Source organism: Bacillus sp. FJAT-29790, from assembly GCF_019039215.1.
In the GTDB taxonomy this organism is placed as follows: Bacteria; Bacillota; Bacilli; order Bacillales; family Cytobacillaceae; genus Cytobacillus.
Map to the genome: position 1 here is coordinate 1,111,961 of NZ_JAHNZZ010000001.1, position 16,001 is coordinate 1,127,961.

Genomic DNA, 16,001 nt, shown 5'->3' on the forward strand with positions numbered 1-16,001 from the left:
TTATATATCATACCAACTTTATTATATTAGGTTAAGAAATAATTACTCTTTTAAGAAAATAAATAATATTATCTCTAGGAAGAAATATTTCATATCAGCCTATCTAATGATTAAACAAGAACAAGAAAAAGTAAAAGCGAAGATACACTGATTTTTTTAAATCATCTTGAATAATCTATTAGACGACTCACAGGGGAAAGTAATCGAAGATAAAGTCGCAGCGATTTTAGCTGAGCAGTAGCGTTATTTGGGAACCCTGCAAATAGATCGTTGAAACTTGCGAATAGAAGATGAAAATTCGCGAATAGTAGTTGAAAATTCACGAATAGTAGATGAAAATTCGCGAATAGAAGATGAAAATTCGCTAATTGACCACATAATCTTGCAACTAGTAAATCCAAACACATTTTTCATTGTAAAAAAGCGGCTTAAGGAGCAATCAATCCCTTGTAAAGCCGCTTTTTTATTCAATTGTCCTCTTATTCAGCTTTTGCAGCCTGAATGTCTAGGTCAATCTTTACTTTATCTCCAACAAGGACGCCCCCAGTTTCAAGAGCGGCGTTCCAAGTTAAGCCGTAATCGCTTCGTTTGACAGCACCCTTAGCACTGAATCCGATTTTTTCGTTGCCCCATGGGTCTTTTCCAGATCCTTCATACGTAACAGCAAATGTTTCAGCTTTTGTTACACCACCGATTGTCAAATCACCAGTTATATCATATTCACCATCGCCATTATTGACAATTTTTGTTGATTGGAAAGTCATTGATGGGTTATTTTCTACATCAAAGAAATCACCTGAACGAAGGTGGTTATCACGGTCGGCATTGCGTGTATCAATGCTAGCGAGATCAATCGTGAATTGAACATTAGCTGAAGATAAATCTTCTGGATCAGCTTCAATTATAGCGTCAAAGCTGTTAAACGTTCCTTTCACGTTCGCGATCATCATATGTTTGATTGAAAAATCTACGCTGCTGTGTGCAGTATCAAGTGCCCATTTTGTATTTGTCATTTTATTCTCCTCCAATTGTTTTAATTAATTTAGTTTTAATTCGAGATAAGTTAATTCTAGATAAATTATATGTAGGAATCAGAATTTTGTCAATAAAAAGTTTTTTAAAAAATGTAACTTATTAAAAATGATTGACGCCCTTCATATAATGATTTGTGATTGCAAGTGTTACAATAATAAAAATAGAATAGTTAAGAGGGAGTCAGATCATGAACCAATTGGAAATTACATATCGAAACGCGACAGAACACACAAAAACGAAAATATTGGAGGATATGAACAATTATCTCGGCAGTCAAGATGTCATGCCCTCATTTGAAGACTATCTTTCTAAAAGAAATCACTATATCGAACAAATCTGGATTAATATTTGGTTAAATAAAGTAACGAACAATGTTTCGAGACAGGAGAAAAAACAGTTTTTAAAAGAAAAAGGGTTTGAAACCGAAAATGTCGACCGGAAAATGATTAATCATCTATTTCGGACCGAGATGAGGACATATAAGCCTTTTGATACGTACAAATGGCTTCATGAAAAATTTGAAATTGATCGAAGCAAATGGACAAGTCGCTACGAAGAAGCAAGAGCCGATTATCTAAAAAAAGTAGAAATAGAACGTTTATTAGAAAAAAAACAAAGAATGCACGATAAGATTGAACAAAACGCAGAAGAGATCATCGAGAATAATAAAGAGCTTCTATATTTATATGTCAGGCATATGTCAGCTGGCCAATTAGCTTCAGATATTAATAATAAGCCGCGATACTACCCCGTAGATACGTTTGCACTTGAAGAAAAACTTGAAGAAATCGGCTGTTTCGAACAAAGTGATTATTCAATAATGGCCGAATTTTTTAATGAGCTAACCGGAGATATTCATGGAACCATTCACTGGGGCCGGAAATATTTTGAGTATGAAACCTATTACGATTTATATGAAAGGCTTATTTCTGCTTTCCTCCTTGATTTGATGCAGAAAATCGTGTTCGAGCAGCTTCCGAAAGCGATTTTAAATGAATATCAGGAAACCTTTTCTGAACCATTAACAACATTCGATTTGAAAGATGAATTGGAATATATAAGTGAATCACTAGCCCATTACTTTATCAAAGTGATACAAGAAGAGTACATATCAGATATACTGCAGCTTACGGTAATCCCTTTCGATCCAATCAAGCACCGCGAAATTTATGAAGAGCATCTCGCTGATCGCGAACGAAAAAAAGCGGAAGAGCTGTTAGAAATCCAACGGAAAAAAGAAGAAGAGGACCGCATGCTCGAAGATATTTTTGGGCGTGAATATAGCCCCTCAGTCGAAAGAAAAATGCAGTATATCCTTCATATTGGCGACACAAACACAGGCAAGACTCATCACGCACTAGAAAAAATGAAGGAAGCAAATAGCGGAATGTATCTCGCACCGCTTCGTTTACTCGCTCTTGAAGTGTTCGATAAACTCAATGGGGAAGGCACTCTCTGTTCGTTAAAAACCGGGGAGGAGGAAAAACTTGTAACCAATGCAAACCATATTTCCTCTACCGTGGAAATGTTCCATGAAAAAGATTTCTACGATGTGATCGTCATTGATGAGGCACAAATGATTACGGATAAGGATCGGGGTTTTTCCTGGTATAAAGCCATTACGAAAGCAAATGCCAACGAAATACATATTATCGGCAGCCGCAACGCAAAAACAATGATCCTTCAACTACTTGGCGATTCTGATATTGAGGTTCTTGAATACAATCGGGAAATTCCATTAGATGTTGAAAGGAAGGAATTTCAAATCAACCATGTTAAAAAAGGCGATGCTCTCATTTGTTTTTCAAGAAGGCGTGTTCTTGAAACAGCTTCAAGACTTCAAAATGATGGGAAATCCGTCAGCATGATCTATGGAAGCATGCCGCCAGAAACGAGAAAAAAACAAGTGCAGCGATTTATTAAAGGGGAAACATCTGTCATTGTTTCCACCGATGCAATCGGAATGGGGCTTAACCTCCCGATTCGCCGTATCGTTTTTCTCGAGAATGAAAAATTTGACGGAACGAAAAGGCGGCTGCTTACATCCCAAGAGGTCAAACAAATTGCAGGCCGCGCAGGCCGTAAAGGAATTTACAATATTGGAAAAGTGGCGTTTACAAAGGACATCAAATTGATGAAAAGACTGCTTGAACAGGAAGATGAACCTGTCCATACATTTGCTATCGCCCCAACAACCTCGGTATTTGAAAGATTTCAAAAATACTTTCGAGATCTCGGTACATTTTTTGAGCTTTGGGAGAAGTTTGAAAGTCCAAAAGGAACAAAAAAAGCGGCACTTTCTGAGGAACGAGAACTCTATGGACGAATCCGTGGCTCAGAAATTGAGGCTAGGCTTGCCATTATGGATCTATATGGCTTTTTACACCTTCCTTTTTCCAAAAAAGAGCCCGAGCTGATCCAGCAATGGGAACAAACAATGCGCGCAATTATTGAAGGCGACGAGCTTCCTGAACCATCTATCAAAAAACGCAATCTTGAGGAATTAGAGCTTTCCTATAAAGCGATTGGGCTTCATTTATTGTTCTTATACCGTTTGGAACAAAGGACAGAAGCGATTTACTGGGAGCGAGTGCGGGAGGAAATCAGTGATCAGGTCCATGAAAGGCTAAAGACCGATGTTAAAAATATGAGTAAAAAATGCCGGCGGTGCGGAAAAAAACTTCCTTGGGACCATGAATTTCCGATATGCAATGACTGCCACTCGGCACAATTTAGGAGAAACTATTGGAATTAATGTTACTTAAAGCATTAAATAAAGTGTGCTTACTTCTCATTATTTAATGATGTAAAGGCGCACCTCTAATAGATGAGGTGCGTTTTTTTACTTTTGTAAAGAACGACTTACACCTGCAGTACTTTGAATTTTCGACGAATTATCTAAATATGTCGAGAACTATTTTGAAAAATGACCTTCCAAATTCATAAATATCTATCTGCGACCACATCCACTTCAGATTAAAAACATGGCTAAATTAAGGATTTTAATATAAGGAAATCCGTTTGGTAATATTTCGAATGAGAAAAACTCTAAAAATAGATTCGAGTTCATTTTACAAATTTCCTTTTTAGGATGTGATAAATTGATATAAGACTCGGAAAATTGTACAAGAAGAGCATTTCCTCATCGATTTTGAATTTCCATTCTCAATCCTTCCATTTGCGAAAAAACAACTTGTTCTGTCCTATTACAAGAGATTTCTTCATTACTATTTTACATATTGGATAATCCAATGCTTGCTCCATTTTAGAGGGTATTTGATGACATATCATATAACCTCTAAATTATTAATAAAATACTGAATTCTCCGCCAACTGGAGAAGAAAAGGGGGTTGATGGGAGATTATTTATGGGCATCTCGTCGCCTATTAATTGTTTTCATTTTTGAGGAGATTAAGGATTATATCTGATTCATTGGGTTTTCCATTATTGAAACTATATTCCACCCATTGCAAAGAATGAAAAAAGGAGGGTTTTTCTTTGGTTAATGCAAAAATACAGCGAATTTCCTATTCAGATCTTGAAAAAAACTTTCAAGAGGTTGATGCGGGCCTGACGAATCAAGAAGCGCTGGAAGAATCAAATCGATGTCTTTATTGCTTTGATGCTCCTTGTATTCAGGCTTGTCCGACCGGAATTGATATTCCTACCTTTATTAAAAAAATTGCTTCAGGAAATTTACTAGGGTCTGCTAAAACGATCATGTCTGCAAATCCAATTGGAGCGAGCTGTGCACGAGTGTGCCCAACGGAAGAGCTTTGTGAGGGTGCCTGTGTGTTGAATCATTCAACAAAACCAATCTTGATCGGGAGATTGCAAAGATATGCAACTGATTGGGCGATCAAAAATGAACAAGCTCTGTTTCAGCCGGGAGAAAGCAATGGAAAAACGGTTGCTGTCATCGGAGGAGGTCCTGCAGGATTATCAGCGGCCAGGGAATTGGCGCGATTGGGGTATGAGGTTACAATTTTCGAAGCAGCAGAAAAAGCTGGCGGTTTAAATACGTATGGGATCGTTTCTTTCCGTCTGCCGCAATCGATTTCATTTTGGGAAGTTGATCAAGTTCAAAAATTGAATGTAAATATTCGAACAAATACGATGGTCGGAAGGGATGTATCAGCAGAATACTTAACTGAAAACTATGACTATATTATTTTCGCAACTGGAATGGCAAATGTCCCTAGCCTAAACATAGAAGGTGAAAATTTAGATGGGGTATTTGATGCCATCGAATTTGTTAAGGCAACAAAAAGCAATCGTTTATCAAAGGATTTTGTCGGAAAGCGCGTTGCCGTCATTGGTGCCGGAAATACAGCCATTGATGGTGCTACCTGTTCTGTTCGTTTAGGGGCTGAAAATGTCAAAATCCTCTACCGCAGAACCGCGGAGGAAATGTCTGCATATGACTTTGAATACGAATTTGCCAAACAGGATGGCGTTGAGTTTCGGTGGTTAACAGCGCCTGCCCGCATTATTGGGGATGAAAACAGGAAGGTAACTGGGATTGAATGCATCAAAATGGAGCTCGGTGAACCTGATCAAGAAGGGCGTCGCCAACCAGTTCCTATTGATGGATCCCATCACACGATCCCTGTAGATGCGGTCATTAAAGCGATTGGACAAACGAGGCACCTAGAATTAATTGAATCGTTTGGTCTTGATCACAATAACGGAGTCGTTCAAGTGAACAAAGAAACAATGCAAACGTCAAATCCAAAAATATTTGCTTGCGGAGACGTTGTTTTTGGCAAAGGGAAGGGAGATGCAATGGTTGTAACAGCTGCCCAACAAGGAAAAGATGTGGCATATTCCATTCATAAGCAGCTCGCAGCAATTGAAACAGTATAACTGGATTCATGAAATCGCTCTCATTTCTATTGCTGCAATGATAACTTGCTATAAAAGTATATCATCTTATTTTAACTTTATTCAGCAGAATCTCTAAATGATATAAATGGTGCGACGTATGCAAACAGGTATCCATTTCAGTTAGGGTCCAAACTCTTGCTGAATAAAGTTAAGCCTCCGATTTTTTAAAGGAATTTATCGAGCAAGCTAAGGTAAAAATCTGGGTGCAAATACGCCAAGGCGAATTTAATGAAAAGGAGAGAAGTAGAAATGGCTGATTTAAGTATTAATCTTGCTGGAATAAAGTCGCCAAACCCATTCTGGCTTGCATCGGCTCCCCCGACCAATTCAGGCTATCAAGTGCAAAGAGCCTTTGAAGCTGGCTGGGGAGGAGCAGTTTGGAAAACGTTAGGGGATCCTATCTTGAACGTTTCATCACGATTTGCTGCAGTCAGTTTTAACGGCCAAAGGGTCGCAGGTTTTAACAATATCGAACTCATTACAGACAGACCGCTAGATGTTAATTTAAAGGAAATCTATGAAACGAAAAAACGGTTTCCCAAACATGCGATTATTGCCTCATTAATGGTTGAACCGAAACAAGAGAAATGGCATGAAATCGTCAAGCGAGTGGAGGATGTAGGGGTCGATGGCCTCGAGTTAAACTTTGGATGTCCTCATGGGATGGCGGAACGGGGAATGGGCTCTGCTTCCGGTCAAGTACCAGAGCTTGTTGAAAGGCAAACTTATTGGGTGAAAGAAGTGGCAAAAACCCCTGTGATTGTAAAATTAACGCCGAATATTACAGATATCACGGTAACTGCGGAAGGAGCTGTAAATGGAGGAGCAGATGCAATCAGCATGATCAATACCATTAACAGCTTAGCAGGTGTTGATCTTGATTCATGGAATACGATCCCACATGTTGGCGGAAAAGGAGCCCATGGAGGATACTGTGGACCAGCAGTGAAGCCGATCGCCTTAAATATGGTAGCAGAATGTGCAAGAAACCCAAGAATTAACATTCCGATCTCAGGAATTGGCGGCATCTCCAATTGGCAGGATGCCGTTGAATACATTCTTATGGGAGCGACAGGCGTTCAAGTTTGCACAGCTGCAATGCACCACGGATTCCGAATTGTTGAAGATATGATCGAAGGACTGGATCATTATTTAGAGGCTAAAGGAATCACATCCGTATCAGAACTTATCGGAAAATCAGTCCAAAGATATTCAGATTGGGGGAATTTGGACCTCAACTATAACATCGTTGCCAAGATCAATACAGATGTGTGCATTAATTGCAATAAATGCCATATCGCATGTGAAGATACATCTCATCAATGTATTGATATGTTAACCGACACAAATGGGAAAAGCTATTTAAAGGTGCGAGAAGAAGACTGTGTAGGCTGTAACCTTTGTTCCATTGTTTGTCCAGTTGACGGAGCGATCGACATGATCGAAGTACCAAGTGAGCTTCCGCCAATGACATGGAATGAACGTCAGGCAGTCCTTAACCTGAGTGCAGACTGTAATTTAGATGTTGCAAAGTAATGGAGGAGGTTCAATCCAGATGAAAAAACTAATTAAAAACGGAACAATTGTTACGGCTGCAGATACATTTATTGCAGATATATTAATCGAAGAAGGAAAAGTATCGGCAATCGGTTTAAACTTATCCGCTCCAGAAGCTGAAATCGTTGATGCAAAGGATTGTTTCGTTTTTCCAGGCGGGATTGATCCGCATACCCACCTGGATATGCCATTCGGAGGCACGGTAACGAAGGATGATTTTGAAACAGGAACGATTGCTGCTGCTTTCGGTGGAACAACAACAATTATTGATTTTTGTTTAACGAATAAAGGAGAGCCATTACGAAACTCAATTCAAACATGGCATGAAAAATCAAAGGATAAAGCTGTTATTGATTATGGTTTTCATTTAATGATCGGTGAAATCAATGAAGCTGTCTTGAACGAGCTTCCACAAGTCATTGAGGAGGAAGGAATTACATCTTTTAAAGTATTTATGGCGTATAAAAATGTGTTTCAAGCAGATGATGAAACACTTTTTCGAACGCTGCTTGCTGCTAAAGAACTTGGGGCATTGGTCATGGTCCACGCAGAGAATGGGGATGTGATCGATTATTTAACAAAGAAGGCAATTTCGGAAGGAAATACTGCTCCAATCTACCATGCATTAACACGCCCGCCTGAAGTTGAGGGGGAAGCTACAGGCCGTGCGGCTCAGCTGACCGGATTAGCGAATTCTCAACTATACGTTGTCCATGTTTCTTGTGCAGATGCCGTTGAAAAAATTTCCGAAGCGAGGAATAAAGGATTTGAAATTTGGGGCGAAACATGTCCGCAATACTTAGTCCTTGATCGCAGCTATTTAGAAAAACCAAATTTTGAAGGGGCAAAATATGTTTGGTCTCCACCTTTGCGAGAAAAATGGCATCAGGATATCCTTTGGAATGCATTGAAAACTGGGCAATTGCAAACCCTCGGATCGGACCAATGCTCATTTGATTTTAATGGACAAAAAGATTTAGGCAGGGATGATTTTACGAAAATCCCAAACGGGGGCCCAATGATTGAAGACCGTGTTTCTATCCTATTTTCTGAAGGGGTAAAAAAAGGCCGGATTAGTTTAAATCAGTTTGTTGATATTACCTCAACTCGAATTGCAAAACTATTTGGCTTATTCCCACAAAAAGGAACAATTGCTGTTGGTTCAGATGCTGATATTGTCATCTTTAATCCGAAGGCAGAACGTGTAATTTCCGCCGAAACCCATCATATGGCTGTTGATTATAACGCATTTGAAGGTATGAAGGTTTACGGCGAGCCTGTTTCCGTTTTATCCCGCGGGGAATTCGTAATCCGCGATAAGCAATTTGTTGGAAAGCCTGGCTCAGGCCAATATTTGAAGAGAGCAAAATACAATGAGTTTATTACAAAGGATCAAAATGAAACATTATCGATCTAGCAGTCCATATTCATTACCTCTAACTTGACTTTTCCGTTTCATAGATCTGAACGACTCCTGCCGGATGGCTTAAAACCAAAGTGTCAAGCACCAACAAGATACACGTTGGTACTTGACCTCACAACAGCAATAGATTGTAGGTTGGATTCATTATAAATCCACTGCTAAAAAATATAAATTGTGAGGTCTGACCATTCCAGAGTTATCCTCTCCTAAGCGTATTCATACTGTTATTCGGTTATTAAAAATGAAGGTCTCAAACTTAAACCGAACGAGGTGTGTTCATATGAAAACGAGTCATTTAAAATCACCTGATTTATTTCCCATTCAACAAAAAGATCGGAATATTACTTCATTAGGCTTTTCATTCATGTGGGTTGGAATGGTTGTCGTGTTAGCAACCTTTGCTATAGGCGGTTCTGGTGTCATTTCCCTGCCTTTACCTCTAGTAATAATCGCAACGGTTATTGGATGCGTTGCCATTGGATTATTTATTTCCTTAATCGCAGACATTGGAATCGAACATGGACTGTCATTCCCAGTCTATATGCGCGCGCCTTTCGGAACGATAGGAACCCATATTCCGTCAGTGACCCGTGGGATCACTGCTTCGATGTGGTTTGGTATTAATACGTACTTTGGTGCAACAGCGATGAATGGCATTTTTAATATGTTATTTGGATTTGATAATTGGTTTATCTGCTATCTTATTTTCGCCATATTTCAATTAGTTAACACAGCGTTAGGAATTAAAGCGATTGAACGATTTGCCGATTTAGCTGCACCCATCATTATTTTAATCTCGATTTGGATGTATGTATCATTATCAGATACGGCTGCTGCGCAAGGAAGAAACATTTGGACTTGGTCCGAAAATCCTGCAACTGGAAGTGCAGCCTTTACTGCTTTTTTAGTAGTAATTTTCAGTAATATGGGGTTTTGGGCTACTTTGGGGGCAGATATTCCATCTATTTCACGATTTTTCAAAGCTCCAGTTAATGAAAAGAACTGGTTTAAGCGTAACAAAGGATCGTTGTATGGAAATCTTGTTGCCATGCCACTGACGCAAACCTTTATGATTATGATCGGCGGTGTATGTTATATTGCAGTGTTAAATTATGATCCGGTTATGGCCCTTCAAGAAGCCGCTAGCGGTCTCATCCTTGGGGTTCTCCTCCTTATGATCGTCCTTGCGCAATGGTCAACAAATACGGCGGCGAATGTCGTTCCTGCGGCAACGATTTTTTCAAACGTTGGCGGTCCTAAATTTCCATTCTGGGCTGGGGTCATAACAGCAGGAATTGTCGGATCTATTGTCCAGCCATGGACCCTGTTTGGGGTCATCATTCCACTGTTATTATTTGTCGGGGGTATTTTATCAGCTATAGTAGGTATCTTGTTTGCAGATTATTACTTGATTCGAAAGAGACGGGTGAATGTCCCCGAGTTATATGAAGATCATGGCCAGTTCAAGTATATGGGGGGCGTAAACTTAGCTGGCTTTATTGCCTGGATCGTCGGAGCGGTTGCTTCCTATTTTGTACCGAGCTATTCATTTTTAGTCGGGTTTCTGATAGGGGCTGCTTGCTACTATGTGCTTGCTAAATATTGGTGGTTTAAGAAATATAAACAAGCCGAAATTGAAGATCCAAGCGACGACAAATATTTGGGGATTTCGGTAGGCCGCGATTGGATCATTGATCCGGGCGGGCTGGAAGTGATATTACAGAAAGATCAAAACAAAACCGTTTGAATTGGTATCCATTCATTGAATTCACCATTTTAAACAGTTGGCATATATCAATGTAGGAGGGATTTAATGTCGGATCATCAACAGTTCCTTGATGAAAGGGACAGGATCGATTTTCTCATTCAAAAAGGCTATCTCATAAACAAGGTAAACGAAAATTTAGATGGGGCATTCGTCGATTTTACCCATCTAGAGGAAAAGAAAACTGAAACGGTTCGTATTGGCACCGCGAATGGGCGAAAATATTTTTCAACGCTTCTATTTCAACAGCAAAAGGGGTGAAAAATCAGCATTAAAAACACTTTTTAACTTTATTCAGCAGTTGTCTATAACGAGATAAGTAGCGAGATGAATGCAAATAGGTTTCCAAATCAGTAGGGGGGTCAAACCCCGGCTGAATAAAGTTAAGCCTCCGGCGGATGCCTCAGATTTTTCAAGGAATTTATCGAGCAAGCTAGAAAAAAATCTGGACGCAAATTCGCCAAGGTGAATCTGATCAAAGGGAGGGAGAATATGGAATTCTTATTAAAGGCAAAAGATAATGCGTATCCTTGTGAAGTCACAATTGATGAGGACAATGGACGCTACATGATTCGAAAATCAGACTCAAGCGGTGAAGTTTTCAATTCTCCTAAGGAATTAGTAGCATGGATTTTGGAAAACTGGCAATCAGGAGATTTTATCGATCAAGAGCAATTTGAATCCATGCTGAAGGAGATTCAAGTATACCTCCCGATCATTCATTAATCTGCATGACAAGCCATCTAATAAAAATGAGAAGGATTGGACTATTATGCTAATACTTCCTAGATAATAAATAAGTATGTAATAAATAGCTCATTCTTTGAGCTTTTTTTGTTAGGCAGCGGAAATCAACGGGCAAACTTTGTGGCTAAATCAACAATATATGCGAAAAAGTTTTATTCTCAAAAAAGCAATTATCATTTAAGTAGGATAGGCAATTTGTAAAAAACATACGGAACGCCGCTCTATTTAGCGTTCATTTTCGTATAAAACAACCATAGTTTTCCATGGCTAAAAGCTGTAAATTACATATAAGGAAATTGATATTGAAGAAGGCGGTGAGATTTTGAATTATCAATCGAATCGAATCGATCAGATTCCACCCTATTTATTTGCAGAAATTAATAAGAAAAAAGCTGCACTGATTCAATCGGGGATCGATGTCATTGATTTAGGTATCGGTGATCCTGACCTCCCAACACCTACTCATATTGTTGGAAAATTAGTGGAAGAAATGCAAGAACCTAAGAATTTTAAATATCCAAGCTTCGTTGGATGTGCCGAATTTAGGCAAGCAGTTGCTGATTTCTATTCACGTCAATACGGTGTAAATATTGATCCGGAAACAGAGGTTCTGGCATTGATTGGTTCAAAGGAAGGGATTGCCCATTTAATCCCTACACTCATCGATCCAGGTGATTACGTATTAATTCCGGATCCAAGTTATCCTGTCTACCGGATGGCTACTCTCCTTGCAAACGGACAGTACTTCAATATGCCCTTGCTGAAAGAGAACAATTTTGAGCCTGATTTTAGTTTAATTCCGAATGAGGTAATTAAACAGGCGAAACTGATGTTTTTGAATTATCCCGGAAATCCAACTGCAGCCACCGTTGATATTAATTTTTTCGAGCATGCCGTTTCTTTTGGCCAACAACATAATATCCCGATCGCCCATGATTCAGCTTATAATATGGTCACTTTTTCCGGTTATAAAGCGCCTAGTATTCTTCAGGTCAATGGAGCAAAGGAGATTGCTGTTGAATTCGGGTCGCTATCAAAAACTTATAATATGACAGGTTGGCGCATCGGCTATGTGGTTGGCAATAAAGAAATCATTAAAGCACTTTCGATTCTTAAAAGCAATACCGATTCTGGGCAATTTACTCCGATCCAAAAAGCTGCCGCCTTCGCTTTGAACAGCGATCAAACATGTTTAACAAAACATAATCAAATTTACGAAGAACGCATGGTGGCCATGTTGGATGCACTGGGATCGATTGGGATTAAGGCGGATCCACCGAAAGGGAGCTTTTTCATTTGGGCGCCTGTTCCTAGCGGATTTACATCCACTGAATTTGTTACGCAAGTATTAGAACAGACTGGTGTAATTCTGACACCTGGCAACGCTTTTGGACCATCAGGAGAGGGGTATTTCCGATTATCTCTATCGGTTCCAAATGAGAGATTATTTGAAGCGGTGAACAGGATTAAACAAAAGCTGCAAATTGTAGTTAACTAATAGGTGTAAGTAAACTCGAATATAGGGAAGAGTGCGGAATTAATCTAGCGAAACCGCGGCTGCGACAACAATATTGTTTAACAGCATTTAATACTTTAATAGAAAATCTGGAGGGATAAATATGAAACAATATCTTAATTTTATTAACGGCGAATGGAGTCAATCATCATCTGGCAAGTTTGTTCCGATCGTCAATCCTGCTAATGGCCAAATTCTTGGGGAAGTAACACAATCCACTGTTGAAGATGTCGACAATGCCGTTCAAGCCGCTAAGATTGCGCAAAAATCATGGCGATTAGTTCCAGCACCTGAGCGTGCAGAACTTCTATATAAAGTTGCCTTTCTATTAAAAGAAAGAAAAGAGGAGATTGCCCAGCTCCTTACAAGTGAAATGGGAAAAGTAATCGACGAAGCAAGAGGTGAAGTGCAAGAGGCGATCGACATGGCCTTTTATATGGCTGGAGAAGGCCGGCGCCTTTTTGGCGACACGGTTCCGTCTGAACTCCGAAATAAATTTGCTTTAAGTGTAAGAGTTCCTATCGGTGTTGCAGGATTAATAACGCCGTGGAACTTCCCGATTGCTATCGCATCATGGAAGTCACTCCCTGCACTTGTGACTGGCAATGCAGTCGTCTGGAAGCCAGCAACTGAAACGCCGATCGTCGCTCATGAATTTGCTCGAATCTATGAAGAAGCAGGGCTTCCAAAAGGATTGTTAAATCTTGTGAACGGATCTGGTAGTATCGTAGGAAATGCAATGGTTGAGCATCCAGATATTGACTTAATTTCTTTTACAGGTTCAAACGAAGTAGGGAAGGAAATTAATGGCCGTGCAGGTGCCCTATTAAAAAGAACATCACTTGAAATGGGCGGAAAGAACGCAGTAACCGTATTGGAGGATGCCGATCTTGACCTTGCTGTTGACGGGATTTTATGGGGTGCCTTTGGAACAAGCGGACAAAGATGTACAGCAACAAGCAGAATTATTGTTCACGAGAATGTGAAAGATAAACTTGAAAAGAAGCTAGTTGATCGTATCGGCGAATTGAAGCTAGGAGATGGCTTAGACGAAACAGTTAAAGTTGGCCCAGTGATTAATCGTTCCTCCCTTGAGCGGATTGATGAATATGTAAAAATCGGCCAAGAAGAGGGAGCTAAGCTTCTTGCAGGGGGAAGTATTGTCACAGAAAATGGGTTGGCAAGCGGAAACTTCTATGCACCAACAATCTTCACCGATGTAAAGCCAGAAATGAGAATTGCGAAGGAAGAAATTTTCGGCCCTGTTGTCTCTATCATTCCTGTTAAGAGTTTAGAAGAAGCCATCGAAGTAAATAATAGCGTAGAATTTGGCTTATCCAGTGCGATATTTACCGCTGATGTCAATCGGGCTTTCCAGGCAATGAGGGATTTGGATACAGGAATTGTCTATATTAATGCCGGAACAACCGGAGCTGAAATTCATTTGCCATTCGGTGGAACAAAAGGAACAGGAAATGGCCATAGAGACTCCGGCGTCGCTTCTTTGGATGTATATACTGAATGGAAATCTGTCTATATTGATTACAGCGGTAAATTGCAAAGAGCGCAGATTGATAATTATTAATCAGTATTAATAATCCAAATAAAATTGTTATAAAAGAATCATTAACCTGTATCCCCCGTTCTAATTAATTGAACAGGAGATGCAGGTTAATTTATTTCACTTAAGTAAATATCTTTCGGATCTTTGTCCAGCCATAAATTTTAACACTTAATTGCGTAATGAAAAATAGCTTTACATAAAGATATTTCCGCTCTGAACATGAAAGTCATCATAGATTTTTTTACCTTTATTCTCAGTTTCGGAATTTTTGATTGCAATATATAGAAGAAGACAATGCTCAAAGCTGGATATATCTAGAGAAGTAATCTCTCCGATTTTATCGAGACGGTATACTAAAGAGTTACGATGAAGAAATAAGATACGCGCGGTTTCACTTAGATTCATATTGCATTTGCAGTAAGTTATAAATGAATGTGAGAGTGTATCATAATTATCGTGGTTTCTAAAATTCTTTAAATTCTCAGTGAGTCTATTAGAAATGTAAGAGGTCAAACTATTTGATAAAAGCTCTAATGTAATATTCCAATTATTATAGTGGTATATTTTAGGTGAAATCTCCGTTTTTTTCCCGGCTGCCAAAGCTTTTAACGAATCTTGGTAGGATTTCTTAATTCCGCGAATTCCTTCACTCGCGCTTCCAATTGAAATAATTGCAGATAAATTGAATTTAGTTTTTAAATAATGCATCATTCTTTGTATATTGTGGTCCAATCTTTTAATAAAAAGATCATAAGATTCGTCGGATTTAATTGTTTTTATAACTATAAATTGATCAATTGTTAATAAAGAAATCATATCCTCTTTGTTATCAATTAAATAGTATTTCAATGTATCCATTAAATTGTTTTGAAGAAATTGCCAGGAAAGCTTATTTTGAATTTGATTATGCTGTCTGGAAAAACTATCAGAAAACATGTCAATTTCAATAAGTAAGCATACGCGTCTAATATCCAATTCTAGATTGAATCCGAGCATCTTACCATATCTGACAATATACTCCGAATCCTCTTCATTTATAGAGTTTATGAGGTAGTGTATTAAATTTTCTAGCGTTTTTGATTCAAGAATACTTACTTCTTTCTTCAGATATTCGTGGCACATTAATTCAACATGGCTCTTAACAAGCTGTGCATATTTCTTAACCTCCGCAGGATCCCCACTAATCCCTAAAACTCCAATAGATTCATTATTGATAATTATTGGTGTGGCAACACCAGGAAGAACATTCTTGAGATTTTTTACATCCTCAAACTCATAGCACATCGTTTTCTTTTTTTCCAACACCTCAATGGAGGGTTGATGATAATCGCCCAATCGGTTAGTATCACTCGATCCAATAATATACCCCTTTTCATCCGTAATGATAATTGGATATTCAATTATTTTCGTAGTATTCACGACAATGGTTTGAGCTAAATCCACTAAAAAGATCAAATGATACACCTCTTCCAAACTTGGATTAATAATAAGAAATTCTCTAAAATG

11 protein-coding genes are annotated in these 16,001 nt (G+C 38.9%); 9 read left to right on the top strand and 2 right to left on the bottom strand.

Annotated features, from left to right (window positions below):
• Positions 1 to 479: 479 nt before the first annotated feature.
• Entirely contained in the window at positions 480 to 1,013 is a 534-nt protein-coding gene (locus tag BGM26_RS05250) for a YceI family protein (RefSeq protein WP_217038663.1), read from the bottom strand.
• Between the two features lie 209 nt (positions 1,014 to 1,222).
• On the opposite strand from BGM26_RS05250, the gene BGM26_RS05255 reads away from it, so the two are divergent.
• The 9 genes from BGM26_RS05255 (at position 1,223) to BGM26_RS05295 (ending at position 14,516) form a co-directional block, all read left to right on the top strand.
• A complete protein-coding gene (locus BGM26_RS05255) occupies positions 1,223 to 3,790 on the top strand; it encodes a helicase-related protein (protein ID WP_217038664.1) in 2,568 nt (855 codons plus the stop codon).
• Between the two features lie 744 nt (positions 3,791 to 4,534).
• Positions 4,535 to 5,902, top strand: a complete 1,368-nt coding sequence (locus BGM26_RS05260) for an NAD(P)-dependent oxidoreductase (RefSeq protein WP_217038665.1) — start codon at positions 4,535 to 4,537, stop codon at positions 5,900 to 5,902.
• Positions 5,903 to 6,172: 270 nt separating this feature from the next.
• The gene (gene preA, locus BGM26_RS05265; RefSeq protein WP_217040656.1) at positions 6,173 to 7,459 is read left to right on the top strand and encodes an NAD-dependent dihydropyrimidine dehydrogenase subunit PreA; all 1,287 of its coding nucleotides are present in this window, start codon (positions 6,173 to 6,175) and stop codon (positions 7,457 to 7,459) included.
• Positions 7,460 to 7,478: 19 nt separating this feature from the next.
• Positions 7,479 to 8,897, top strand: coding sequence for a dihydropyrimidinase (hydA, locus tag BGM26_RS05270; protein ID WP_217038666.1), 1,419 nt, complete (start codon positions 7,479 to 7,481; stop codon positions 8,895 to 8,897).
• Positions 8,898 to 9,183: 286 nt separating this feature from the next.
• Complete coding sequence (locus tag BGM26_RS05275; RefSeq protein WP_217038667.1) at positions 9,184 to 10,650, top strand: NCS1 family transporter; 1,467 nt, start codon at positions 9,184 to 9,186, stop codon at positions 10,648 to 10,650.
• 66 nt (positions 10,651 to 10,716) lie between these two features.
• Positions 10,717 to 10,929, top strand: a complete 213-nt coding sequence (locus tag BGM26_RS05280; RefSeq protein ID WP_217038668.1) for a hypothetical protein — start codon at positions 10,717 to 10,719, stop codon at positions 10,927 to 10,929.
• Positions 10,930 to 11,160: 231 nt separating this feature from the next.
• Entirely contained in the window at positions 11,161 to 11,394 is a 234-nt protein-coding gene (locus BGM26_RS05285; RefSeq protein WP_217038669.1) for a hypothetical protein, read from the top strand.
• A gap of 343 nt (positions 11,395 to 11,737) precedes the next feature.
• Positions 11,738 to 12,913 (top strand): LL-diaminopimelate aminotransferase, encoded by a 1,176-nt coding sequence (locus BGM26_RS05290; RefSeq protein ID WP_217038670.1) that lies wholly within the window; start codon positions 11,738 to 11,740, stop codon positions 12,911 to 12,913.
• A gap of 121 nt (positions 12,914 to 13,034) precedes the next feature.
• Complete coding sequence (locus BGM26_RS05295) at positions 13,035 to 14,516, top strand: aldehyde dehydrogenase family protein (protein WP_217038671.1); 1,482 nt, start codon at positions 13,035 to 13,037, stop codon at positions 14,514 to 14,516.
• Between the two features lie 171 nt (positions 14,517 to 14,687).
• Here the strand turns inward: BGM26_RS05295 and BGM26_RS05300 are convergent, their stop codons facing one another.
• The gene (locus tag BGM26_RS05300; RefSeq protein WP_217038672.1) at positions 14,688 to 15,950 is read right to left on the bottom strand and encodes a CdaR family transcriptional regulator; all 1,263 of its coding nucleotides are present in this window, start codon (positions 15,948 to 15,950) and stop codon (positions 14,688 to 14,690) included.
• Between the last annotated feature and the right edge of the window lie 51 nt (positions 15,951 to 16,001).

Bases quoted from the DNA above. Each gene is read 5' to 3' on its own strand.
- BGM26_RS05285 (WP_217038669.1), top strand. From the start codon at position 11,161: ATGGAATTCTTATTAAAGGCAAAAGATAATGCGTATCCTTGTGAAGTC.
- BGM26_RS05255 (WP_217038664.1), top strand. From the start codon at position 1,223: ATGAACCAATTGGAAATTACATATCGAAACGCGACAGAACACACAAAA.
- BGM26_RS05275 (WP_217038667.1), top strand. From the start codon at position 9,184: ATGAAAACGAGTCATTTAAAATCACCTGATTTATTTCCCATTCAACAA.
- preA (WP_217040656.1), top strand. From the start codon at position 6,173: ATGGCTGATTTAAGTATTAATCTTGCTGGAATAAAGTCGCCAAACCCA.
- BGM26_RS05295 (WP_217038671.1), top strand. From the start codon at position 13,035: ATGAAACAATATCTTAATTTTATTAACGGCGAATGGAGTCAATCATCA.
- hydA (WP_217038666.1), top strand. From the start codon at position 7,479: ATGAAAAAACTAATTAAAAACGGAACAATTGTTACGGCTGCAGATACA.
- BGM26_RS05280 (WP_217038668.1), top strand. From the start codon at position 10,717: ATGTCGGATCATCAACAGTTCCTTGATGAAAGGGACAGGATCGATTTT.
- BGM26_RS05250 (WP_217038663.1), bottom strand. From the start codon at position 1,013: ATGACAAATACAAAATGGGCACTTGATACTGCACACAGCAGCGTAGAT.